Source organism: Paenibacillus sp. Leaf72, assembly GCF_001422685.1.
Lineage (GTDB): Bacteria > Bacillota > Bacilli > Paenibacillales > Paenibacillaceae > Pristimantibacillus.
The window spans coordinates 360360-383651 of the sequence record NZ_LMLV01000001.1; the positions used below are offsets into that span (position 1 = coordinate 360360).

The 23292-nt window shown below is 45.1% G+C and carries 22 protein-coding genes and 4 pseudogenes; 2 read left to right on the top strand and 24 right to left on the bottom strand.

The window, feature by feature from the left end; genetic code table 11:
* Positions 1–9: 9 nt before the first annotated feature.
* From ASF12_RS01545 to ASF12_RS01570, 7 genes and pseudogenes are all read right to left on the bottom strand, one after another.
* Positions 10–879, bottom strand: coding sequence for a heptaprenyl diphosphate synthase component 1 (locus ASF12_RS01545; protein WP_056028808.1), 870 nt, complete (start codon positions 877–879; stop codon positions 10–12).
* A 142-nt stretch (positions 880–1021) separates the two neighbouring features.
* Positions 1022–1645, bottom strand: a complete 624-nt coding sequence (locus tag ASF12_RS01550) for a hypothetical protein (protein WP_155972703.1) — start codon at positions 1643–1645, stop codon at positions 1022–1024.
* A 398-nt stretch (positions 1646–2043) separates the two neighbouring features.
* Positions 2044–2265: a trp RNA-binding attenuation protein MtrB gene (gene mtrB, locus ASF12_RS01555; protein WP_046232031.1), complete on the bottom strand. Its 222-nt coding sequence runs from the start codon at positions 2263–2265 to the stop codon at positions 2044–2046.
* A gap of 179 nt (positions 2266–2444) precedes the next feature.
* Complete coding sequence (locus ASF12_RS01560; RefSeq protein ID WP_081418560.1) at positions 2445–3020, bottom strand: RNA-guided endonuclease TnpB family protein; 576 nt, start codon at positions 3018–3020, stop codon at positions 2445–2447.
* A 6-nt stretch (positions 3021–3026) separates the two neighbouring features.
* Positions 3027–3179, bottom strand: a pseudogene (locus tag ASF12_RS33395) (transposase); the annotation flags it as partial.
* Positions 3180–3251: 72 nt separating this feature from the next.
* Entirely contained in the window at positions 3252–3563 is a 312-nt protein-coding gene (locus ASF12_RS01565; RefSeq protein WP_074904845.1) for an HU family DNA-binding protein, read from the bottom strand.
* A gap of 147 nt (positions 3564–3710) precedes the next feature.
* Entirely contained in the window at positions 3711–4676 is a 966-nt protein-coding gene (locus tag ASF12_RS01570) for an ABC transporter permease (protein ID WP_056028812.1), read from the bottom strand.
* A gap of 226 nt (positions 4677–4902) precedes the next feature.
* Between ASF12_RS01570 and ASF12_RS36450 the strand changes: the two are divergent.
* Positions 4903–6030 (top strand): annotated as a pseudogene (locus ASF12_RS36450) (IS4 family transposase); the annotation flags it as partial.
* Here the strand turns inward: ASF12_RS36450 and ASF12_RS01580 are convergent.
* The 5 genes and pseudogenes from ASF12_RS01580 to ASF12_RS36455 form a co-directional block, all read right to left on the bottom strand.
* Positions 6022–6830, bottom strand: a pseudogene (locus tag ASF12_RS01580) (IS256 family transposase); the annotation flags it as partial. The pseudogenes ASF12_RS36450 and ASF12_RS01580 sit on opposite strands and share 9 nt — an antisense overlap.
* A gap of 1200 nt (positions 6831–8030) precedes the next feature.
* Positions 8031–9851, bottom strand: coding sequence for an ABC transporter ATP-binding protein (locus ASF12_RS01585; protein WP_056028818.1), 1821 nt, complete (start codon positions 9849–9851; stop codon positions 8031–8033).
* Positions 9841–10401, bottom strand: a complete 561-nt coding sequence (locus ASF12_RS01590; RefSeq protein WP_056028820.1) for a TlpA family protein disulfide reductase — start codon at positions 10399–10401, stop codon at positions 9841–9843. Before ASF12_RS01590 ends, ASF12_RS01585 begins: the two co-directional genes overlap by 11 nt.
* A 13-nt stretch (positions 10402–10414) precedes the next feature.
* Positions 10415–10930: a MauE/DoxX family redox-associated membrane protein gene (locus ASF12_RS01595; RefSeq protein ID WP_155972707.1), complete on the bottom strand. Its 516-nt coding sequence runs from the start codon at positions 10928–10930 to the stop codon at positions 10415–10417.
* 772 nt (positions 10931–11702) lie between these two features.
* Entirely contained in the window at positions 11703–11945 is a 243-nt protein-coding gene (locus ASF12_RS36455) for an integrase core domain-containing protein (protein WP_162241875.1), read from the bottom strand.
* 889 nt (positions 11946–12834) lie between these two features.
* Here ASF12_RS36455 and ASF12_RS36460 point away from each other — a divergent pair.
* Positions 12835–13956: pseudogene (locus tag ASF12_RS36460) on the top strand (IS110 family transposase).
* Positions 13957–14030: 74 nt separating this feature from the next.
* Here the strand turns inward: ASF12_RS36460 and ASF12_RS01605 are convergent.
* The 12 genes from ASF12_RS01605 to ASF12_RS01660 form a co-directional block, all read right to left on the bottom strand.
* Positions 14031–14213 (bottom strand): hypothetical protein, encoded by a 183-nt coding sequence (locus tag ASF12_RS01605; protein WP_056028824.1) that lies wholly within the window; start codon positions 14211–14213, stop codon positions 14031–14033.
* Positions 14214–15348: 1135 nt separating this feature from the next.
* Positions 15349–16827 (bottom strand): stage IV sporulation protein A, encoded by a 1479-nt coding sequence (spoIVA, locus tag ASF12_RS01610; RefSeq protein ID WP_056028826.1) that lies wholly within the window; start codon positions 16825–16827, stop codon positions 15349–15351.
* 305 nt (positions 16828–17132) lie between these two features.
* On the bottom strand, positions 17133–17891 hold the full coding sequence (locus tag ASF12_RS01615) for a hypothetical protein (protein ID WP_056028828.1): 759 nt from the start codon (positions 17889–17891) through the stop codon (positions 17133–17135).
* A 28-nt stretch (positions 17892–17919) separates the two neighbouring features.
* Complete coding sequence (locus ASF12_RS01620; protein ID WP_056028830.1) at positions 17920–18264, bottom strand: 2Fe-2S iron-sulfur cluster-binding protein; 345 nt, start codon at positions 18262–18264, stop codon at positions 17920–17922.
* On the bottom strand, positions 18261–18878 hold the full coding sequence (locus ASF12_RS01625) for a hypothetical protein (protein ID WP_056028832.1): 618 nt from the start codon (positions 18876–18878) through the stop codon (positions 18261–18263). Before ASF12_RS01625 ends, ASF12_RS01620 begins: the two co-directional genes overlap by 4 nt.
* A 110-nt stretch (positions 18879–18988) precedes the next feature.
* On the bottom strand, positions 18989–19285 hold the full coding sequence (locus tag ASF12_RS01630) for a 2Fe-2S iron-sulfur cluster-binding protein (protein WP_056028834.1): 297 nt from the start codon (positions 19283–19285) through the stop codon (positions 18989–18991).
* Positions 19286–19339: 54 nt separating this feature from the next.
* Positions 19340–19519, bottom strand: coding sequence for a DUF2768 family protein (locus ASF12_RS01635; RefSeq protein ID WP_056028836.1), 180 nt, complete (start codon positions 19517–19519; stop codon positions 19340–19342).
* Positions 19520–19670: 151 nt separating this feature from the next.
* On the bottom strand, positions 19671–19946 hold the full coding sequence (locus ASF12_RS01640) for a stage VI sporulation protein F (protein ID WP_056028838.1): 276 nt from the start codon (positions 19944–19946) through the stop codon (positions 19671–19673).
* 102 nt (positions 19947–20048) lie between these two features.
* Positions 20049–21083 carry an NAD(P)H-dependent glycerol-3-phosphate dehydrogenase gene (locus ASF12_RS01645; RefSeq protein ID WP_056032655.1) on the bottom strand — a complete coding sequence of 345 codons (1035 nt, stop codon included), beginning with the start codon at positions 21081–21083 and terminating at the stop codon, positions 20049–20051.
* A 7-nt stretch (positions 21084–21090) separates the two neighbouring features.
* Positions 21091–21699, bottom strand: coding sequence for a glycerol-3-phosphate 1-O-acyltransferase PlsY (gene plsY / locus ASF12_RS01650; RefSeq protein WP_056028840.1), 609 nt, complete (start codon positions 21697–21699; stop codon positions 21091–21093).
* Between the two features lie 12 nt (positions 21700–21711).
* Entirely contained in the window at positions 21712–23034 is a 1323-nt protein-coding gene (gene der, locus ASF12_RS01655) for a ribosome biogenesis GTPase Der (protein ID WP_056028842.1), read from the bottom strand.
* A 78-nt stretch (positions 23035–23112) separates the two neighbouring features.
* Positions 23113–23292: a capping complex subunit for YIEGIA gene (locus ASF12_RS01660; protein WP_056028844.1), complete on the bottom strand. Its 180-nt coding sequence runs from the start codon at positions 23290–23292 to the stop codon at positions 23113–23115.

The window sequence follows — 23292 nt, forward strand, 5'->3', positions numbered from 1 at the left end:
CGTCTAAGGTCACCTCGTCTCGTTGAGAGCGGGAGCAAATCCCGCAATCTTGTAAAGCACTGCATCCGTAATGTGCTGCAGCTCCTGAACCAGCTTGTCTGACTCCAGCTTGGCCGCAATCATCTGGACATCTTCCACAGCCTGCTGCAGCAGCGCAGCAAGCTTGGCATGAATATCATATTTGTTATAAAGACCGCTAATGAAACCAGCCTCAATCTGCTGACCTTCCAGCGTTTGTTGCTCTTCCAACGTACCTACCTGCAGAACATGCCAGTAAGCCCAGCTCTGGTGAAAAAGTGCAGGCACCTTGCTGCGCGCAAGCTCCTCCAGTACAATCTCGCAGCGGCTTAAAGCGTGGAGCAGCTCCGTCCAATAAAGGGCCGCTGCACCTTCCAACAAATCCTGAAAGGCAAGAAACAATCCGCTTTTCAGCTGCACCATGCTGCTCAAATAATCGTCAGCCTGCATGACAGCCTGCTGCATACGTAAATAAAGGGTTATTTTCAGCCCGTTGACTTCGCATACCGCCTGGCTGATCTTGGCTATCATTGCTATTTCGCCTGCTTGTGCGAGCAGTTGATAGAATCGGCCGCTGAAATAATCGCCGGCCAGCACCTTGAGCTGCCTAGAACGCATTTCGCGCTCCGAGCGACTTCCATCCTCTACATCAATTTCATCATGCGTATCCAGCCCTAGCTGCAATAAAGACAGCACGAGCGCAAATAGCTCGGCCTTCTCGGCATAGAAGCTGGTTTCGCTAAGGAATGCTTGAAGCAGGTGCAGACGCGAATCGGGAAAAGCAGGAAGCTGCGTATGGTTTTGAATCATGTCATAATCGACGTACTTCTTCGCTAATTGTGGTACACGATACGGTTTCATGGGGTAAGCCTCCGAACAGAGAAGCAGATATTGCCGCTCAATAATCTAAACTATTATAGCACAACTTTATGTAAGACGCATATGAAGCTGCCCATAGGATTGGCATTTTTTCAAGCAGAAAGGCGGAGCAGGCCATTAACCTTTACTCCGCAGCAGGTCTAGTAGAATAAGTAGGCACCGGCCCATACCATTTCTTCCACTCCGATGTGCTGCTCATGCGCAGCCTCTCCCGCCATATTTCATCATGCAGCGGATCAGCGCTGCCAAGCTCCCCAAGGCTTGCAAGCCAGCTGTCTGTGCGCCGAATATCCGCCGCAAGCAGCAGCCGTGATTTCACTGAGATGTCTGCAAGCTCAGATTGCCCTTCCCTTGCTTTGCCGGCATTGCTCGGCAAAGCGGCCTTATCTGCTGGCACAGCGTAGCGGATCAGCACCCGGTTCACATTTTCCATCTTCACAAAAGAAAGCCGCAGCAGTTGCTCTACATCGCGAGTCCATTCGACTGGCAGCCCTTTTGCTGCGTTCACTTTAAACTCCACCGTAAGCAGTGAATTCTCCCACTCCACCCGTAAAATAGGCGTAGCCAGCTGCAAGCCAATCAGCAGATCAACAAGATTGCTGTTCGTCAGCCTTGTTGCAGCAGATGGCCGAAATACAGCCACTTCCGTCCCCGACTCGGATTTTCGCATATCCGGCAGCAGGGAAAGTCCCGCCATTACAGCAAGCACAAAAACCAGCGACAGCAAATAAGGCCTAGCCATACGCAATATTACCGCCCCTTTCAAGCGTAAACGGCTTTGTCAACTTAGTGACAAAAGCTCGTTTCGCGAAGAAATATAAGCATTATGATGAGCGACATGCCTCATTCATTCTTATATTTCAAGCGTAAACGGCTTTGCCAACTTAATGGCAAAAGCTCGTTTCGCGGAGAAATATAAGCATTATGATGAGCAGCACGCCTCATTCATTCTTATATTTCAAGCGTAAACGGCTTTGCCATCTTAGTGGCAAAAGCTCGTTTACACCCTTTTATACCAAGTGTGTACGCACGAATATGTCCTCATACCCATTGTACAAACATTTGGTCCCGCCTATGCCTGGAGCGGCTGCTTCCGCCATAAAAAAACTCCCGCCCTGCATCAAGGCAGAAGGGAGCGGCAGGTCGCTATTGGTCGGTCTCTATTTGGCCATGCTTCGTCATAATGACCGCTTTTCCCCGCACCTTAATGGCTGAAGTATGATCCGTGAATTGTACGATCAGCACTTCGTTGCGATCCAGCTTTTCGGTGTGATGAAACTTCGTATCTTGCCCGCGGGTCAGCCCGATAACCTGTACCCCTTGATCCTTCGCCTTAATGACGATAAAATCGCTGTTTGTCGGCTCCATTCTCCATCCCCCTTATCGTTCCTCTCTGATAGACAGGTCGTTTATAAGTGTCACACTTATAAACGCATATCTATGTGAACTACCAACCACCTAAGAGGTGGTGGCTTCTTGGTCAATGAAGCTACTGCTCCAAGTTTACCCAAGCTTACAGGCTAGATTCCTAACCCAATAGATGCCATTTACATGGCTAGTTTCAAAAGGTTTAGAGCAGCGTTCACGTCTCTGTCATGATGCGAATGACAATTTGGGCATGTCCATTCACGCAACGCAAGATTTTTCACCTCTGCATGTTTGTAACCGCAACATGAACACAACTGACTACTTGCGTAGTTCTTTGGTGCAACAATCAATTCTCTTCCATACCATGCAGACTTGTATGCAAGCATCGAACGGAACAGGCTCCAAGCTACTTCACTTATCGCTTTTGCAAGCTTGTGATTCTGCATCATGTTCTTCACACATAAGTCTTCCATCACGATGACTTGGTTATCGTTTATCATTTTGGCAGACGTTTTGTGCAAGAAGTCTTTACGCTGATGGCTAATTTTTTCATGTAGCTTGGCCACTTTCAGCCAGTCGAATTCTTGCTTGTATTGTGCTGGTGTATTTTTGAGCATCGTTTCCGTTTGCTTGTAATGTTCAATCTTATCTGCAAGCATTCTGTTGTAGATGAAGCGAACACAGCCGAATACTTTAGCTAGATATTGTTGTTGCTCATGGCTTGGGTAGATGCGGTATTTGTAGGCTTTCAGCAATTCCGATCATCCATTCATGCCTTGGTTTTCGATGTATGTTTTGATTTCGTCTATTGGCGCTTCACCCGTTGTAAGCAAGCAATAGGAACGTGACCAAAAATGCTCTTTCCATAGCGATTCTCGGAGGATAGGAAATTCTTTCTTAATAAGCCTAGGTGATAATTCTGACTACTAACAGTTAAAAAGCGCCCGAACGCTAACGTCCGGACGCCGATTTAACGAATGCTGCTGTTAGTTGGATACGAGATCCTTAAGCGATTTGCCTGGCTTGAAAGCCGGGATTTTGCTAGCCGGAATATCAATTTCCAAACCGGTTTGCGGATTGCGTCCTTTACGAGCTTGACGCTCGCGAACCTCGAAGTTGCCAAAGCCAACAAGTTGGACTTTGTCGCCGCCTTGAAGCGCATCAGAAATGGCATCAAATACAGCATCAACTGCTTTAGTCGCATCTTTCTTGGACAGATCGGATAATTCAGCAACCTTGTTGATCAAATCCGTTTTATTCATTCGTTTCACCTCCCTATTAGGCAAATGAAGAGTCATCTTATCCCTCTTATTAACGGAATTACCTAAAAATATACATGCCATAGTTTTCTATGCATTTACCAAACCTATAGTAATACAGCCGTTTAGCAATTTCAAGTATTTCAGCGTGTTTCAGCATTTTTTCACGATTCTCATTAAAATCAGCTAGCCATTTCGGCGTTTGTTCAGATGAATGAACGTAACGGCGAGCGCCAAAACGAGCACGACACCTTTAATAATATCATTGGAATAATACTGCACCTTCATCATCGTCAAACCGTTCAATAGCACCCCGATCAGCAGCGCTCCAAAAAAAGTACCAATCACATTCGGCTTGCCCGCGCCAAACACGGAATATCCAACAAATACGGCCGCGACGGCCTCCATCATCATAGGCGCTCTAGCGTCAATTTGCCCGGTTCCAACACGTGCGGCAAACAATACCCCGCCAATCGCAGCAAAGACCCCTGAAGCCACATAGGCGGCTGTACGAATGCGGCGAACGCGGATGCCGGACAAGCGTGCTGCTTCTTCATTGCCGCCTGTCGTTTGCATTTGACGTCCCCATTTGCTGTATTTGAAAAACAGATGGACGACTATAACAGCGATGACCATCAAAATAACAGGCACCGGAATTTGGCCGATTTTGCCTTGCCCCAGCCATAGGAACGAGCTGTTGAAAACGCCTGGCGCAGTCGAGCCGTCAGGCATCGGCATATTGTTGTAGATCGAGTAGCCCTTCGTATACGTTTTGTGAATGCCGGCAACAATGTACATCACAGCAAGCGTAGCGAGCAGATCCGGAATCCGGATGCGCACGATGAGCAGCGCGTTAAGCAGCCCTACCAAGGCGCCGATCGCGATTGCCACGATAAGCACAACAACAAGCGGCTGCTCAAACCACACCATCATAGCGGCGGTTACAACCGTCGTCAGCGACACCGTCGAGCCTACCGACAAGTCAAAGCCGTCTACTGTCAGCGAAAAGGTTACGCCAATCGCAACAAAGGTCACGATAGAAATCGAACGCAAAATATCAGAAAGATTGGCATAAGTGAAAAAATGCTCATCCCATAATGAGAAAAATAAAATGACAATTGCAATAACGATGAGCGAGCCATATTTACTCAACTTTCACAGACCAAAAATCGTGCTGTTCCGAAATCTTGCATGAGTTGAGGCCCGTTTAAGTACCGCCCTTGCCAACATAAAAAGACACCCCTTCATTTGGTAAAGTGAGAATACCGAAGCTTTCACTAAACCACAGAAGAGGTGTCCTCTCCATAATAAAGCAAAAGTTGATTCTAGATAACTCCACCCTAAATGAAGTCTGCTTCTCAGGAGCTCGGTGTACTGACTGAGGAAATCAAGATTCAAAAAGACTTTTTGCTATTCCTGCTCCCATCTGTTCATGCTCGTTTTTGTCCTACTGTTTCATCAAAAGAACCGGATTCGTCTACTCGAAAGTGCCAGGGTGAGGCCTTTCCTGGCAAAGATGCCTTCTACCGATTTCTAAATTACAGCGGCTTCGCTTGGCGGTGCTTCTTGACTTCGCTCAGCAGTGACGCACCCTGACTTTTGTTACGCGAACTTCCATATTTATTGTGGACGATTCTTGGGCTGGTCGGATAGCAATACGTTTCTCCCTCTGTACTTCGCAATGCTGAGTACCGTGAAAGCCGAACAAACCGGCATCGACAAGCGCTCCTACAGTTACAAACGCCGGAAAGAAGCTATATTATCTGCCCCGCATCTGGTTTCCGAACTGCAGATCGGGCCTTCGCTTCCTTGGTTTCTGTGGCTTACGCAATCAGGGATTGCTCATTCACATATACCCCCAAATTGGGCGGATTGTAGACCGAGGCCTTCATGTTATTGGCATGGTGAAAAATGACAACAAGCGTTATCTTGTCTATGGTCAGCAGGCGGATCACAAGGATCTTTATCGGTCAGCCTCGCTCGTCGAAGGAAAACTCCGGAATATTTCAAGTCTGATTCATACGGAAATAATTCCTGGTATTCCAGTCGTAGTGGTCTTTGTTCGCCATCGCTCAAAGAAAAACGATTAGTTCGCTATTTTAACGACCGATCTAACGTTGACGTCACAGAAAATCATTTAAACCTATGCTATTCGCTGGGACATCGAAGTCTTTTCAAATGCGCTAAATACTTGCTACGCCTCCAAAAAGAGTATCAAGGCCACTCCTGCGATCTGCTCATTAGCCATACAATAATTGTCTTTTCCCGCTACATTCTGCTGGTTTGGCAGCATCGGCAAAGCACTAATCAACGGACGCTCGAAGGACTATTTTATTTACTTTGCTATGAAGTCGCCACTTTGGACTGGGCTATGGCTTTACAACAACTGAAGGAATTGATGAACGAAATCTTCAATCAAATCAAGAGTCTGACAATAATTTTGTGTAAACTCTTTAGCTGGCATTTACTTCTCCATTGGGTTCAAAGCGATCTAATTTTCGAGTAAGGAAGCCTCTTCGGTTACCGCTTTTATCTTCTTGAGAACTCTGTAGGAGATGTAACGTAAGGAGTTGCGGATTAGGTGGATGATGCATTTCTGAATCTCGCGATGTAAGGATAGCAGGTGGAGATTGCCTGTGAGAAGCCGTGAGGTTATCCACACAGACGATCAAAATGCCCTGTACGCCACGGTTTTTAAGATCATATAATACAACTGAGCCAAAATTCAGCGGACTCTATCTCCCCCATCCACATCCCAAACACATGCTTGTTGCCATCTCAATCGATGCCAATGACCATGTAGGCTGCCTTTTTCAGAATTGCGCCATCATGCTTCACTATGTAATGAATAGCGTCCATAAATACGACCGCGCGTAGATGCCTTGCAAGGGCCGATTCCACTATTCTTTTAATGAGGGATACGATTTTGTTCGTCACGATTGAAATCATAGTTGAAGAGACGTCTTCTCCGTACAGATGATAGAGATGGTCTTGGATATCACTCGTACTGACACCTTTCGCGTACATCGCGATGATTGTGTCCTCAATGCCGGTGACGTTAGATTGATGCTTCCTCACACTAATGGGCTCAAACTCACCATAACGATCATGAGGAACTGAAATTTTCAATTCGCCATATTCATTCATTACCCTCTTTTTCGTTTTCCCATTACGACTGTTGTGCGTTGTTTTGCTCTTCACATCGTGCTTCTCATAGCCCAGCTCCGAGTCGAGCTCGGCCTCCAGCATGGATTGCAGCCTGTCTGCAAATAGATCCTTCAATGCCCACTGCACATTTTCCATCATCTTGAGGTTGTTTTCTTTCACAAATGCATTCACTTGTTCCTTATTGAATCTCGCCGTGGGTTCCTTCCTCTCAAACCATCCTTTCTTTTATTGTAATAGGGTTTGAGAATTTACAAAGAATATTTTACAGAACCCTAATCAATTCAGTAAGAAACTATCCACCATGATTAAAAGTCATCTCCAGCACTGGATCTCCGCCCTGAAAAATAATATCGAGGCGTACCCACCAATTTTCAGCTGTGAAAGTTGAGTAAATACTTATAATGCTAAAAAAGCAGACAGTTCACCTCAAAAAGCGAGAGACTCCATCTGCTTTGCAATAAAATTTTTCAATGATCTCATTAAAGTTTGGGGTTATGTTAATTTGCCCTAAACGCATCCACCACATCGTTTATTGATCGAATGAATTCCACCGCTACACGTTTGCTCTGTAACCTCACGGTAAACATACATTGGTGATGTTCCACCTGAACCATCAATAATATATTTTGTATTACAATGATCGTTCCAATCACAATATATTCTTGTCAAGCATGTCATCGCTTGTTCCTCCATTTTTTAGTTAGTTAAGTAGTTTTAAACGCATCCACCACATCGTTTATTGATCGAATGAATTCCACCGCTACACGTTTGTTCTGTAACCTCACGGTAAACATATATTTTCGCAAAAGACTACGTGAGCANAGAACGCAAAATGCTTCCGAAGATCGCCATAAGCGATATAAACTTCCAATCACAATATATTCTTGTCAAACATGTCATCGCTTGTTCCTCCATTTTTTAGTTAGTTAAGTAGTTTTAAACGCATCCACCACATCGTTTATTGATCGAATGAATTCCACCGCTACACGTTTGTTCTGTAACCTCACGGTAAACATACATTGGTGATGTCCCACCTGAACCATCAATAATATATTTTGTATTACAATGATCGTTCCAATCACAATATATTCTTGTCAAACATGTCATCGCTTGTTCCTCCATTTTTTAGTTAGTTAAGTAGTTTTAAACGCATCCACCACATCGTTTATTGATCGAATGAATTCCACCGCTACACGTNTGTAACCTCACGGTAAACATACATTGGTGATGTCCCACCTGAACCATCAATAATATATTTTGTATTACAATGATCGTTCCAATCACAATATATTCTTGTTAAGCATGTCATAGTCTCACCTCCTTTACATATTCAAGTAACTAAAGGTACCACTCAGATTGCATTTTAAACATTTCAGCATACTCACCATTCATTTTTACTAATTCTTCGTGAGTTCCTTGTTCAATTAACTTTCCATTATCTAAAACAAGAATATTATCTGCACTTTTACAACTACCTAGACGATGAGTTATAAATATTGCTGTTTTATCGCCAGAAAGTTCTAAAAACTTATCAAAAACTTCAACTTCTGTAATAGGATCTAATGCTGCTGTCGGCTCATCCAAGATTATAATTTCTGCTTCACTTATAAAAGCTCTGCTTAGTGATATTTTTTGCCATTGGCCTATCGACAAATCCACCCCACCATTAAAAATTGTACCAAGTTGAGTATCAAAACCTTTTTTAAATATTTTCTTCTCTAAGCCAGCCTTGTTGATTGAATTATTAAGAAGTGCTTCATCATCCATCTTCTCTACATTTCCAAATCCAATGTTTTCACGTAGCGTAAGTTGATATCTAACAAAATCTTGAAAGACTGAAGTTACTCTTTTAGTAAAAGACTGTCTCTCGATATCTCTTATTTCTAAATCATCATAATAAATTTCACCCTGACTTGGATTATATAAACCTAAAAGACATTTAGCTAAAGTACTTTTCCCAGCTCCATTGTGACCTACAATTGCTATTTTTTGACCTTTTTTTATTTCAAAACTCACATTTTCCAAACTGTATTTTCCCGTAGAATAACTAAAATAAAGATTTTTAACATAAATACCTTTTTCGATTCTTTCAGGAAAGATCTTTTCGGTATGATTACCTGTAATTTCATTTTTCTTCTCCAAGAAAGAGAATAATTCTTTTGCATAAAGCGCATTATTATATATTCTAGAGATTTGCATAGATAAAATTGAAATTGAACTTTGAGATGTTGTTATTGCTTGATTTACTGCTACAAATAGCCCTATAGAATATTGCTTTATGTAGCTTATTTGGGCCAAATAGAGTATAATTAAATTCACTGTAACTATAATAAACACATCTAAAATTGAAAGAATTAGTGTTGCCTTGATTTCTAGCTTTTGTTGATCAGAGTAACTTGACCAATATACTTTTTTCCACTTGTTCATTAGATAATTACTTAAGTCAAATGTTCTAATTTCTTTAGCAGCATCTTTACCAGTAAGCAAACTAAAGAAATAGTTCATTTTCCTATTTAGAGGAGTCTGGTTCATAATTTGGGTGAATTTTAAATGCCCTAATTTCATGTTAGCTATCAACGATATTACAAACAGGACACATATTATTCCTGCTAATCGCCAATCTAATAAAGTCCCAATTACGATGAGATATGAGATTAAGGTAAATATATCTTGGACAATTTGTACAGAAGCATCTACAAGGTCCAAACTTCTATCTCCTGTAGACGCTTTATAAATTTCGTCATATAGCTGAGGATTCTCGAAATTTTCATATGAAATTTGTGTTGTTTTCTTTCCTACTTCGTTCTGTATATAAAACTTTGTTTTAGCCTTTAATTGAAACATAACTATCCGTTCAATTGATTTTAAGATAGAATTTAGAATTAGCAGTCCTATTTGCAAGAGGACTATATGTATAATTGTATCAAAGAGTTCAGACGATGCTCCTGGTATTAAAAAACTTGTTATTCTATCAATAAGCCTTGTTACCAAAAACATTTGAAGTATAGGAATAAAAATTTGTAAAACTTTTAATATGATTAGTATGACTAAATGTAAAGAAGATACTTCCCATAATAATACAAACAATTTCAAAAGCACTTTAAATATTTGAAACGTTTTTTTATCATTAGATTCATCTTTATGTTGACTAACTAGCATGCTTTGTTTCCTTCATTTTTAGAAGTAATTCAAAATCAAATTCATTATTTATTACACCTTTTGAAACAACCTTCCCATTAGAAATGTAATAAGCAAATGGGAAAATAAAAGTCTTATAAAGATTCATTTCGTCTCTATTCAAAACGGAAACATGTACGTTCAAGTTGTAATCCTTAGCCACCTGAATTACCTCGTCCTCTTCACCTTGCATAAGTGTTATGAATTGAATGTTTCTATAAACCTGCTGCATTTTATTTAATATGGGATATAGCTCTTTACAGGAACCGCAATACGGAGAGGAAAAAATTATAACAGAATCATTATTGTAAACAGATAAATCCTCACTGTTTATTAATTTCAATATCTCTTTAGGAAAGGAAGAATTGAAATTCAAACCATGGTCTTGTTTAACCAGTTCTATTACATGATCGTCTTTTGTTTGATTCATTTTTTTGCTAAGCTCTACTAGCTTCTCATTCATCTTATAGACGTAGAAGCAAATAGCAAGTATTAATACAAATAACCCTATCATTCCAATAAGTAATAACATTCTATGACTCTCCTTATAATTTAATTTCATTTAAAGCTATTAAATTCTTATATATACCGTAGACAACTAAAACTACAGTTGAGACAATTACAGATACAACAATATTCTCAATCGGACCATTAAGTAATGTGTAATTTGAAGTATCTAACATTAGAAATGCATCAACTATAATGAGAAAACTTATTTTGTAAAAACTATCATAACCTAGTTTTTCCGGAATTAAATTCCCAAAGCAATTGCAACTTACTGACCTCTTTTTTGATATTGCGATAAAAGAGGCCACTAAAAATGCTCCCAATAACCCAAGAATTAATATTTTAGAAATCCATTTTGTATCAGCAAATAACATTAATGCTGCAGCAACAATTTCAAAAAAAGGTACAACAATTACTGTAATTCGAACGAGTTTTTTTGATTCCAAAAGAGATGAAACTGTTTTTCCAAACTCCTCCTTTGAAACTATCTTCGAAATTCCAGAAAAAATAAAAACTATAAAGCAGAAAACTTCCAAAATGAATATATAGTCCAATATTATCACCTCATTAGCAATCCTATATTTAGTCACCTTAGCTTCGTTTACCTTTTTGATCAAATATTAGGATTTTCTTTTAAATCACACCCAGCTAGAAATTTGAATGAAAACTCCTATTCTTTTTTCATCGTCATCTATTATTAACCATTCCTTTCATTGGATTTTCCGTTGCAATAAAAATATCCACTAATCTTCTTTTAATTTGACATAGAATAATGTATAATTAAAAAGTGGTATACCTTTATAATAAGGGCATCACGAACCGATGCACTTTATCAGGGCTCTTGGCGGGGCGAAATGATAAAGTGCATTTTTATTTTGTTTTTTCTTCCAAACCATCAATATCGTTTATTCTACAATATTTAATAAAATATTACAACTATAAATATAATCAATATTCGACATGAATAAAATGGAATATCAAATTTAATCCTGAATCCGCGATAGGTTGCTAACGAAAACCCTAAATTTATAGAGATATTGCGCGTAAAATAGCGTTAATGATGGTTTTACGCTATCTCTATTTTGCACCACTTAAGTGAACGTCAATGACTCCTAATTTCAAACTTGAAACTTCCAGCTATATATTCGGCGAAAAATAAATTGAATTAAGAGATCATTTCGGTTTAACCCCTTAAAATTGGACACTATCCCATTCATTCTCACAAAATCGCACTATAGCGCAAGGGTCTTAGGAGATAGAATTCTCATTTGTAACCTGCGTAGATATTCCGTTGGAGGCCAGTCATACAGACTGCCGTGAATACGATCATAATTGTAATATTGAACGAAACGGTCCACTTCGGCAAAGGCTTCTTCTTTCAGTTGCGCTGGTGCATTCCCGTTCCAAAATACTGTGGAACGACTCAATAAATGCATTTTTGTTCGGGGTCCGAGGCGGGATCCGCTCGTGTTCCACCCCAGCCTGCTCACAATACGCATGGAAGGCTTTACTGATGAATTGGGGACCAATGTCTGTGCGAAGAAATAGCAAGGGCTCTCCCTTGGACACACCTCGCGGGCTTCTATGGCCTTCTGAATGGTTTTCAGGATCTCTGGCGTGCGGCAGGTAGAACCCCGGTAGTATGCGACAATATTCCGGTCAAACTCATCGATGATACTAGCCAAAAAAAGTGTCTGTTCTGACCCTTTACGTATCCGTACTTAATATCCATCTGCCAAGGGCTGGTTGGCTCGGGTGACCACGCGGTTGTTTCTAATCTTTCGATGGACCACGTTTGTTTTCTCCCGCTTTGAAGCCAGCAGGCTCAGGGATTTACAGAGACGATACACCTTCTTAATTGTTAATGAGAAGCCCATGTTTCCGCTGTAAAAGGACGGTGAGCTTCCGGTAACTAAAAACCCCATTCGGTCCCTGTACCAAGCGCCGCATCCATGTCTGAATGCGACCATCCCTCATCTGCGTCCCTGTCTGATCGTGTGAAAATCCGAGTATCGGACGGCCTTTACCGGCAGGACGCTGAGGCTCTGGATGCAGGAGACGGTAATAGTAGGTCGAACGAGGAACCCCGCTAATCCGTAGCACGGTACGCCAAGGTTAGCCTTGTCAAATCCAATGGTTCGCTACTTCCAGTCGGGATACTTTGTATTATTAAGTCAGCCAGTTTTTACTGGTTGGCGTATTTTTGTGGTTGGATTAGGATGGCGGTAGCCGGGAGAACGTGGGGTTCTTAGGGGCAATCACCCCGTTAAAAAAACCGTTCTCCCACTACCCCCAATGACCATGTTTGAGCTGGTAGAGGCTTTTGACCTCGCATCACAAACGAAGCTATGGTTTTGGAACCATCGTGGGAGTGCCGGCGAATACAAATCGGGAGGGAGCTATGGAGCAAGTTTTAGGTGTAGATGTAGCGGAAGGTTCTAGCGTCGTATAAGCATTTTTGAAACGGAACGAGCCCGTACGGGAAGCCTACGAGCATCTCGCACGGAGAAGGTGGATTGGAACGTTTAGGCGAGCTGCTAGCAGCATTAAAGGAAGAAACCCAGATCGATCCAGTCGTTGTTCTCGAAGCAACAGGGCATTATCATCGCGGACTTGCCGCCTATCTAGAACGGAGTGGATCGACGTACTATAATCAATCCATTATAGTCTAAACGAGCAAAAGGGACACAGTTACGTAAGGTAAAGACGGATGCTGTAGATGCTTGGCATTTAGCGGAGATGTACTACCGAGGGGATGTCACCCCACATCGTATATGGGATGAGACATATACGGAGCTTCAGCATGTGACCAGACAACATGCATTTATAACGGGCATGTTCGTCCAAGCGAAATAAAACACGAGAGCTCTGTTAGACCAGGTCTTTCCGGCCTACGAGAAGGTCTTTCGTGCGGTGTTCTCTGTTACCTCTCTAAAGGTGCTGTCTCGTTGCCTCGAAGGCTATGTTGAAGATCTGGTCGGAGAGATCCAGATACACGCAGGGAAATCCCATTCCAAGCGGTGGGTAGAAGAAAAAGCGAAACGACTCATGACGGTTTTGTTTTCTAGGAACGAGCAACCAAAAAGTAGATCCCAAACCTTTATTTTGCACGGTATGATCCCCTTACTGCTTTCATTTGCTGAGCAACTAAGCGAGCTAGAGAAACAAATGAACCAGATGGCAGCGCGTCTCCCAGAGGTGGAATTGGTGAAAAGCATACCGGGCATTGGGGACAAACTTGCAGCAGCACTTGTCGATGAGATCGGGGATGTAAGGCAGTTTGAAAATCCGAAGCAGCTCGTTGCTTTTGCAGGCTTAGATCCGGGCATATTCAGCTCAGGTAAATTTACGGCAACCGTGTTCACGGATTACAATGCGTGGTTCTATGAGGCTACGTCTTGCTTTATATTTAGCAGTACAATGTGGTATTCACGGAAGCAGCAACTCTAAAATTCGAGCGTTCTACGACAAGAAAAAAGAAGGCAAGCCTTATAAGGTGGTCGTGATCGCTTGCGCCAACAAGCTTCTCCCTCACGTGTACGCCATCCTTAGTAAGGGCCAGCCCTTCCAAATCCAATAACCATATTTGCCCATAATCTTCACGCCAATGAAGGTTATTTGTCATACTTAAAAACAGTATACCAACAAAAGCACTCATAACCAATACACAATTACTTGACAATTATTAGCTGGTTTTTTAACCAGGTCTCGCAGGACATGGATCTCCAGTTTTTTTTCACCCAACTGCTTAACGGCGTCCTCGTATTTCTCTTGGAGGTCCTGAAACTCTGCAGCATCTTGCTGAAGCTGTTTGTCCTCTTTTTGCTTTTTTACCATAAGGTCATCCACCTCATGCTGTTACTTGGTGACTCCTACGATCGGATTTCCGAATTGACAGGACGGATAGGCGCACTCTTCTCCCCGAAACCAAAAGGTTTATCGAATACATTAAAGACCAAGGGATAGCCTTGATCGTATTCCGACCTTCCCTTAGCATCACAATGCTCCGGCCGTTTGGTGTTGTACTTACTGCCCGGCATCTCAGCGACATCATGGGTAAGCAAGGATTTTACATAATCGGCACCATCACCTTCCTATCTGCCGTATCATTCGGAAGCACTATGGAAAACAAACCAACAGGTCCCACGGACTCGAACAAACAATAGCATACATGCGGTACAAGATAAAAAATTTGGTTTGATTCGCTTTATTGAGCTGTACACCGATGGTAGCATTGGGATCAGTATAGTTTTTTTCACAAGCACATGCCTGTTGATTGAGGTAATCGCAGCGCTTGTGCTTGTAGCCATTGACATTCACCCAAATCGATCGTGAATTGAATCATGTCAGCATCGGTTACAAGTAATCCCTCAGCTCCAGCTCCTGCTCGTGAATCGTATAGAACAAGGGTAGCGTAACTTTCGCGCGAAAATGACTCAGGCAGCTGTGTGTAGGGACTTGCTCGATGACGCGGACACCAACACACATACGCCACGCATGTTTTTTCTCTTGAGTTGAGCATCAAGTTCCCGAAACGAGACGATTTTTGACCATGTGAAGTAAAGGTAGGGCATCTGAAAATATACACGCTGATCCTGGGTAGGCTGTCTGCCCTACTTGTAGAGGGAAGCGTTTTTTTAAGTACAACCCGGTCGTCCACATGATCAATCAGATCTGGAACAAATCCGAGTATACTATATTAGCAGTAGGAAAGCAGTTCTAACTACAATTCCACGAAAATGCACCTTTCGTATGATTAATTTAGTCGTTTTATCACTTCCATTTTCCCACTATTAGCGTATGTGTATTTTTATTTTTCAGGAAATTGAAGGCTTTTAGAACAGGCTCTTACTAAGTCAATTTTCCAAATTACGTCCACATTCTGACAAACCGCAGCAAACGCAGAACAGCCGTTGCTTGAAGACCAAATTGGCCTTTCAAGCAACGGCTGTTTCAACTATGTTTAAATGCGTTACAAAATTATGGCGATCAGGCCACCAGAGCCCTCGTTAATAATCCGGCCCAGCGTTTCCTGTAATTTGTAGCGCGCGTTGTCCGGCATCATCGCAATTTTGCCCTGAATGCCTTCTCTTACGAGCGAATGCAGCGAGCGGCCGAAAATGTCGGACTCCCAAATTTTGATGGGATCGCTCTCGAAATCCTGCATCAAATATCGTACGAGCTCTTCGGTCTGCTTCTCCGAGCCTATAATCGGCGCAAATTCCGATTCCACATCGACGCGGATCATATGGATAGATGGAGCTGTTGCTTTCAGCCTTACGCCGAATCTTGAGCCTTGGCGAATGAGCTCCGGCTCCTCGAGCGCCATCTCTGCAAGCGTCGGAGCTGCAATGCCGTAGCCCGTCGCCTTAACCATTTCCAGCGCTTCGGCGAATCGGTCATATTCCCGCTTCGCGTGGGAAAATTCCTGCATTAGCTGAAGCAAATGATCTTTGCCGCGAATTTCTACGCCGACCACTTCCATCAAAATCCGGTCATACAGCTCATCCGGCGCATACAGGTCGATCTCGGCTACGCCCTGCCCCATATTCATGCCGCTGAGTCCCGCCCGGGCGATAAAGTCGTAATCCATAAACTGCGCGACTACCCGGTCCACATCCCGTAAACGGCGAATATCCTTTACCGTATCGCGGACCGAGTTTTCATAGTTGCTGCGCAGCCAGTGATTTTCATTAAGTACCATTACCCAGCTTGGCAGATTCACATTGACTTCATGAACAGGGAACTCGTAAAGCACTTCGCGCAGTACCGAAATAACTTCCTCTTCCCCCATCGTTGCTACGCTGAGCGTAATGACCGGAATATCATATTTCGTTTGAAGCTCGGAGCGCAGCTGCAGCGCTTCCTCGCTGCGTGGACGCGTCGAATTAATAATCAGCACAAACGGCTTGCCTACTTCCTTCAGCTCGCTGATGACCCGCTCCTCGGCCTCTACATAGGAGCTGCGCGGGATTTCTGCGATAGAACCATCAGTCGTTACGACTACGCCTAATGTAGAGTGCTCCTGGATGACTTTGCGCGTGCCGATTTCCGCTGCTTCCTGGAAAGGAATCGGATCATCGAACCACGGCGTTGTAATCATCCGCGGCCCATTTTCATCCTCATAGCCTTTCGCACCTTCTACCGCATAGCCGACGCAATCGACCAGCCGTATATTTACTTCCAGCCCTTCGGCTACTTTCAATTGCACCGCTTGGTTTGGCACAAATTTTGGCTCGGTTGTCATGATGGTTTTGCCCGCGGCGCTTTGCGGCAGCTCGTCTACGGCTCGTATACGATCAGCCTCACTCGTAATGTTAGGGAGCACCACCGTTTCCATGAACCGCTTAATGAACGTTGATTTGCCCGTCCGGACAGCCCCTACAACACCGAGGTAAATATCCCCACCGGTACGTTCGGCTATGTCCTTGAAAATGTCTACTTTCTCCACTGAATATCCCCTCCCAATTGATTTCCCGGTTCGCCGCCTTCCACCGGACAAGAGGGCAGGCCAGCGACGCAACTCGTACAGCTTTTAGGACTAGTAATATCCTATTGTTCCAACTCTCCGATTATGACGATTGTTATGAAATCTTTTAAAGCTTCTTTCACGTTCTTGCCCTTCCAAGATTGAGTTATATGAGAAATGCCGCTGCAGTATGCCAATACAGCAAAAAATCCTCCAAACCGATTCTTGAGGAATCAAGCTTGGAGGATGCCAAAATCATAGCCTATGAACATCAATTGATATGAAATTTACGATACCGCCTGCGGCTGCCCGTCCACCCAATTATAGACGGGAGCCTTTACTGGCACAAATACATCCCGCTCGACCAACAGCCTGCGCAGGTCGAAATCGGCGGCGAAGGACGTTTCGCCATCCTTCTGGATCGCCTGCATGAGATCAGGGCCATAATCCGCATAAATCTGGCCTTTCTCGTCCAGCATTGCCGCCATCGTCAAGCCTGAGTAGCTGCTGACAATCGTAGGCGCTTTTTTGCCAAGCAAATTGTAATCCACATAATAAAAGCCCGGGTAAGCCTCGTCGCCCTTCGGCAGCTTGCCCGCATTAGCAGTGGAATACGCCTGCACCCAGCTCGAAATATCGTTAATCTGCTGATAAATGCGCAAATCCATCAATCGAACTTTAGGATCTGTTTCTTCATCCGTAATTAAAAAATAAAAATTGCCGCCCTTCTCAAATGCCGCGGACGGAATGTCACCCAAATACCCTTTTCCTTGCAGCGGAACGAAATCAAGGATGAACTTCTCATATAACGGCGTTTCAGGCGTGCTATTCTTAATTGGCAGTACACCCGTATCTGCCTTATACTCATCAATTGCGGCCTGTACATTGCGGACCGCCTCTTTCGGAGCGCCTTGATTTTGCGATAGGCGATCATTCGGATACATGCATCCAGTTAACACCAGCAGCACGGCGGCAGCTGCCAGCAGCGCTGCCCTCCGCGCCCATAGCCCGCGGCTAACTGGATGCGCAAGCACGAAATTAAACATTTTAACGCGTCCCCCTATCTCTCCAGCCTTACCAAAGCTTATCATCTTCCTCGGCCTGTTTTGCCAGCTGCCTAAGCACCGCTGCGCGCAGCGGGTCCATCGGAATTTCGGCCTGCACCTTGCCTTTCACGCGCGCCTGGCAAGACAGCCGTATGCCGTCTTCCATGCCTGCAAGCTTGCGCCGTTCCACTTCACCGATTGGCATCAGCTCGCTGCCTGGCTTTACTTCCATTTTGCACATAAAGCAAGCGGCATTGCCATCGCAGCGCGTTCTTACCGCAATACCCGCTTGTCTTGCAGCGTCCAGCAGCGTTGTACCAGGGCGCACCTTAATGGTTTTGCCAGCAGGCAGAAACGTCACCTCGGCGCTCATATCAGCTGCCCTACCCGCTGCTCCGCAATCCAGCGGCGCACTTCCGCTTTCAGCGCTGCACTGAGCTGATTGCAGCTTTCCAATTGCTCTAGCGCTGGTTTATGGCGGGCTTCATCCTCGCAATACGCTTCAATAATCAGTTCATAACGATCTGGACGATCACGAAGCACATTAAACCATAGCTCATGGGCCAGCGGCACAACAGACACGGTCGCAGCGGGTGCAGAGCCGCCTCTGCCAACCTTTATCTGCTCTGCGTAAGGCAGCAGCAGCGAACGCACCTGCGTCTCGTAGCAGCTGTCGTGTGCTCGCACAACAAATCCGCCTACAAGCTCAACGGGTACCCCGTCGATGAGATAGTGGCTCAGCCTGGAACGGTAAATACCCGTCTCATCCAATACAGGCATATCTGTGGAAAAAGGCTGCAGCAAGGCATGAAGACGAGCGACGTCAGCCTCATCGGTGTATAAATCCAAATCTCTAGGTTCGCTGTTCAGCGCCGTGCCTCTCAGCATAAGCCCTGCGCTGCCCCCAACGATCCAAGGAGCACCGCTTCCGGCTGTCAGCTGGGCAATGGAGGTTAACGCTTGCTCGATTTGTCCTCTAATGCTCATCACTTGCACTTCCTTCATCAAATTAATGGCGGCGCACTCTGCTCTATCAACTCCAACTACCCGTTAAAGCAACAAATGACGAGGTGGTGAAACTTATAAATGCTTATATTTTAAAAATAAGGCTTGTTAACCGCTTTAATGTTCACATCAACCGACTTTACAATCGCCTGGCAAGCAAGGCGATAGCCTTCTTCAAACTCTTCCGGGTCCATACGATCCCATTCCTGATCCGTTATCCCTTCAAGCCCGCTAGCCCCTTCAATCACATGACAGCGACAACGGGCGCAGGTGCCCCGTGTGCAAGAGAAAGCAAAATCCACATTATGCTTCATGGCCAAATCCAGCAGCGACAGCCCGTCCTCCGCTTCTACAATCGCCGTTTTCGTTCTCCCCGTAAGCTCAATCATAAACGCAACCGTCCCCTTCTCTATCTGGATGTATGTATGCCCCTCGTATAACCGTTAAATAATGGAAATGACTCCGCAAATAAAACCAATGACCAGCAAAACAAAAGCAATCAGCGATAAAATAAATTTGACGATCCCCTTCGTCTTAATCCGGGCAAATGTAATGATAACCGCCGAAATGGCCATTAAGCCGATGCCGATCAGCGAAACCCACATTTTCATCATAGCATCCATAGTCGACTCTTCTCCCACTCTTCACCAATGTAATAAATGCAACCCATATTATATCATTGACTGCAAAAAAGGACAAAAGGCGCAAAATTGCCGCTGCGGAATCGCTCCGCTGCAGCAAAGCTTTGCGCTTTTGCCCAAATATAAGGATTTGTTACTTCTTGATCATCATTTTGACAAGCGATTCCATGCTGCCCATATTCATGCCGGTCGCCTTAACGGCTTTGACAATATCGTTTATAGTCGATTCCGCAACAGGCACCTTCGCCATCTCTGCCACTTGCTTGATCAGCTTGCGTAGTTCGGCTTCGTTCTGCATTGTCGAATCCGTTACACCGCTGGCCAGCTTCTTGACCGAGTTTTCGGAAATATTTTTGCCCGTTTTTTTATTGATTGCGCCGAGCACGTCTTTTGAAATATTTTTTCCCATGCACTAACCTCCCATCGCAATCGCTTCAGCTCGTTGCTCTTAAGCTTTAGCTCCGATGGGATATCATATGAGCAAGGAAATCGTTTGGTGTAGGCGCCTGTCTTAGCCGATGCTTTCAATCTCATGGGTTTTTAACCGGCCCATAAGATGCTCAACGGCTGCTTTTGGCGAAAACTCCTCAAACAGCACCTTATACAATTGCGAGGTAATCGGCATTTCAACCTCATAGCGCTTCGCCAGCTCAAACGCGGCACGCGTCGTACGCACGCCTTCAACGACCATGCCCATCTTGGTGAGCACGTCGCCAAGCGGCGTACCATCCGCCAGCATATGCCCCGCACGCCAGTTGCGGCTGTGCTGGCTCGTACAAGTAACGACCAGATCGCCAACGCCGGCAAGCCCAGCGAAGGTGAGCGGATTGGCGCCCATGGCAGCGCCTAAGCGTCCAATCTCTGCAAGGCCTCGCGTCAGCAGTGCCGCTTTGGCGTTATCGCCGAAGCCGAGCCCGTCGGATAAGCCAGCACCGAGCGCGATAATATTTTTAATCGCGCCAGCTACTTCAACGCCTACGACATCCGGATTCGTATATACGCGAAAATCGGAGCTCATGAAAGCATCCTGTGCTTGCTCGGCAGCTTTCATGTCCGCCGAAGCGACAACAACGGTTGTAGGCTGGCGTTTTATGACTTCCTCCGCATGGCTCGGGCCAGACAGCACCACAATTTGCTCAGTTGTACGGCCTAGCTCTTCGGAAAGCACCGTCGTCATCCGCTTCAGCGTATCGGCTTCAAAGCCTTTTGTCGCATGGACGCAAAGCGTCTGAGCTGGAAGATAAGGAGCAGCCTGCTTCGCCACTTCCCGCATGGCGCCGGATGGAGCAACGAATAGGGCAAGCTCCGCTCCGCTGAGCGCTTCTTGCAAGTCGGTCGTTGCCTTAAGACCTTCAGGAAGCGTTACGCCTGGCAAATATTTAGCATTCATGCGGCTTTCATTGATGCCGCTAGCCTGCTCCGCATTACGCGTCCACAACAGCACCTCATAGCCGTTGCGAGCCAGAACGGAAGCAAGCGCTGTTCCCCAGCTTCCCGCTACAAGCACCGCAGCGCGGCGCGCTTGTTCGGTCTTTGCTTTTGCCATATTGGACTCACATTCCTTTCTTTGCGCCAAGCTTGTTCTCCGTTCCCTTCAGCAGCTTCACAATATTCGCCTTATGACGAACAAACGCGAAAACGCATAATACAAGGCTCGCGCAAAGCAGCGGCAAAGAGTAAGTAAGCAAAGCAATAAAGATCGGCGTCAATGCTGCGAACAGCAAGGAACCAAGCGATACGAAGCGCGTAATCGCAATAGCAAGTATAGCGACGATACCCGCAAGCAGCGCTGGCAAGAAAGCAAGCGTTAAAATGACACCAACGGTTGTCGCGATGCCTTTGCCGCCTTTAAAACGAAACCAAATCGGCCAGTTATGGCCAATAATGGCTGCAAGGCCGCATAAAGCAGGCGTCCAGCTTGCCGCGTCGCCTCCGCTGAGCCACTCTCCCAGCAGTACAGCTACTACCCCTTTTGCAATATCCAGCAAAAAGACCGTAATACCCGGCCCTTTACCAAGCACGCGAATCGTATTCGTCGCCCCTGCATTGCCGCTGCCATGCTCGCGAATGTCAATGCCTTTCAGCCATTTCGCGATGACGATGCTGAATGAAACGGAACCTAATAAATAACTGATAATAACTGCAATGGCTGAGTACAGCACGCCTCTTCTCCCCTAATCCTCGTCTGACTTGCGACGTGTAAATAACCGTAGCGGCGTGCCTTCGAAATTAAACGCTGCCCGTATTTTATTTTCCAAATAACGCTCATATGAGAAATGCATCATCTCTGGCTCATTGACGAAAATGACAATCGTCGGCGGTTTTGTCGCCACTTGTGTCACATAGTTGATTTTCAGACGTTTGCCTTTGTCGGTCGGCGGCGGGTTGTAAGCAACCGCATCTCCAACAATATCATTCAGCAAATGCGTCTGAATACGCAAAGCATGCTGCTCCGAAACGTGATTCACGACAGGCAGCAGCTTATGCAGACGGGACTTCGTAAGCGCGGATAAATAAACGATCGGCGCATACGACATAAACAGGAAGTGGTCGCGAATCGTCTGGGAGAAAGCTTGCATCGTTTTCTCGTCCTTCTCGACGACATCCCATTTGTTGACGACAAAAATAGATGCTTTGCCCGCTTCGTGCGCATAGCCTGCAATATGCTTGTCCTGCTCGATAATGCCTTCCTCGCCATTAATTAGGATGAGGGCAACGTCAGCGCGTTCAATTGCTTTCATCGCACGCATAACGCTGTATTTTTCCGTGGATTCGTACACTTTGCCGCGCTTGCGCATACCAGCCGTGTCGATCAGCACGTACTTCTGTCCATCGCGCTCGAAAGGCGTATCAATAGCGTCGCGAGTTGTACCTGCTACATTGCTGACGATCACGCGTTCTTCGCCAAGCAGCGCATTTACAAGCGAGGATTTGCCAACGTTTGGACGTCCAATCAACGCAACGCGAATAACATCTTCCTCGTATTCAACATCTTCGATTTCTGGCAGCTTCGATACGGCAGCATCCAGCAAATCGCCAATGCCCATGCCGTGGGAGCCGGAAATGGCAATCGGTTCGCCAAAGCCTAAGCCATAAAACTCGTATACCTCGTCCATACGTCCCGCATTGTCTACCTTGTTAATAGCGAGTACGATAGGCTTGCGGGAGCGAAACAGCATTTGTCCCACTTCCTCATCCGAATGGGTGAGGCCCGCTTTCGCATCTGCCATAAAAATAATGACATCTGCCTCTTCAATTGCCAGTTCGGCTTGCATCCGAACCGATTTCATAATTTCATCTTCACCATCAATTTCAATGCCGCCTGTATCTACAATATTAAAGGCTATGCCATTCCATTCTCCGGTGCCGTACAGCCGATCCCTCGTAACCCCCGGCTTATCTTCTACAATTGCCAGCCTGTCGCCGACTATCCGATTAAATATGGTAGACTTACCCACATTCGGGCGCCCGACGATGGCGATAACAGGTCTTGCCATAGTTATCGATTCACTCCTTCAGTAATTCTCACGCTTACCATCATAGCAAAAAACAGCCGCCTTGGCTAACTTTTCATGTTAAAGGTGATTAACGAGGATAATGACGCCATTTTTTAGATTATGGGCATTGGCATTCAAAATCTTCTCCAGCAGAAAAGCTGTCTGCTCCAGTTCCTGTTCATTGTCTGCAAAAAAGATCGGTGCACCGCCTCCTGCGACATCCCGGTTGCTCGAAACGACTGCAACAATATTCGCCAT

Excerpts from the sequence above, each read along its gene's own strand:
- ASF12_RS01545 (WP_056028808.1), bottom strand. The coding sequence starts at position 879 with ATGAAACCGTATCGTGTACCACAATTAGCGAAGAAGTACGTCGATTAT.
- mtrB (WP_046232031.1), bottom strand. The coding sequence starts at position 2,265 with ATGGAGCCGACAAACAGCGATTTTATCGTCATTAAGGCGAAGGATCAA.
- ASF12_RS01565 (WP_074904845.1), bottom strand. The coding sequence starts at position 3,563 with ATGACTCTTCATTTGCCTAATAGGGAGGTGAAACGAATGAATAAAACG.
- ASF12_RS01585 (WP_056028818.1), bottom strand. The coding sequence starts at position 9,851 with ATGCTAGTTAGTCAACATAAAGATGAATCTAATGATAAAAAAACGTTT.
- ASF12_RS01590 (WP_056028820.1), bottom strand. The coding sequence starts at position 10,401 with ATGTTATTACTTATTGGAATGATAGGGTTATTTGTATTAATACTTGCT.
- ASF12_RS01605 (WP_056028824.1), bottom strand. The coding sequence starts at position 14,213 with ATGGTAAAAAAGCAAAAAGAGGACAAACAGCTTCAGCAAGATGCTGCA.
- ASF12_RS01615 (WP_056028828.1), bottom strand. The coding sequence starts at position 17,891 with ATGTTTAATTTCGTGCTTGCGCATCCAGTTAGCCGCGGGCTATGGGCG.
- ASF12_RS01620 (WP_056028830.1), bottom strand. The coding sequence starts at position 18,264 with ATGAGCGCCGAGGTGACGTTTCTGCCTGCTGGCAAAACCATTAAGGTG.
- ASF12_RS01625 (WP_056028832.1), bottom strand. The coding sequence starts at position 18,878 with ATGAGCATTAGAGGACAAATCGAGCAAGCGTTAACCTCCATTGCCCAG.
- ASF12_RS01630 (WP_056028834.1), bottom strand. The coding sequence starts at position 19,285 with ATGATTGAGCTTACGGGGAGAACGAAAACGGCGATTGTAGAAGCGGAG.
- ASF12_RS01635 (WP_056028836.1), bottom strand. The coding sequence starts at position 19,519 with ATGGATGCTATGATGAAAATGTGGGTTTCGCTGATCGGCATCGGCTTA.
- ASF12_RS01640 (WP_056028838.1), bottom strand. The coding sequence starts at position 19,946 with ATGGGAAAAAATATTTCAAAAGACGTGCTCGGCGCAATCAATAAAAAA.
- ASF12_RS01645 (WP_056032655.1), bottom strand. The coding sequence starts at position 21,083 with ATGGCAAAAGCAAAGACCGAACAAGCGCGCCGCGCTGCGGTGCTTGTA.
- der (WP_056028842.1), bottom strand. The coding sequence starts at position 23,034 with ATGGCAAGACCTGTTATCGCCATCGTCGGGCGCCCGAATGTGGGTAAG.
- ASF12_RS01660 (WP_056028844.1), bottom strand. The coding sequence starts at position 23,292 with ATGGCGAATATTGTTGCAGTCGTTTCGAGCAACCGGGATGTCGCAGGA.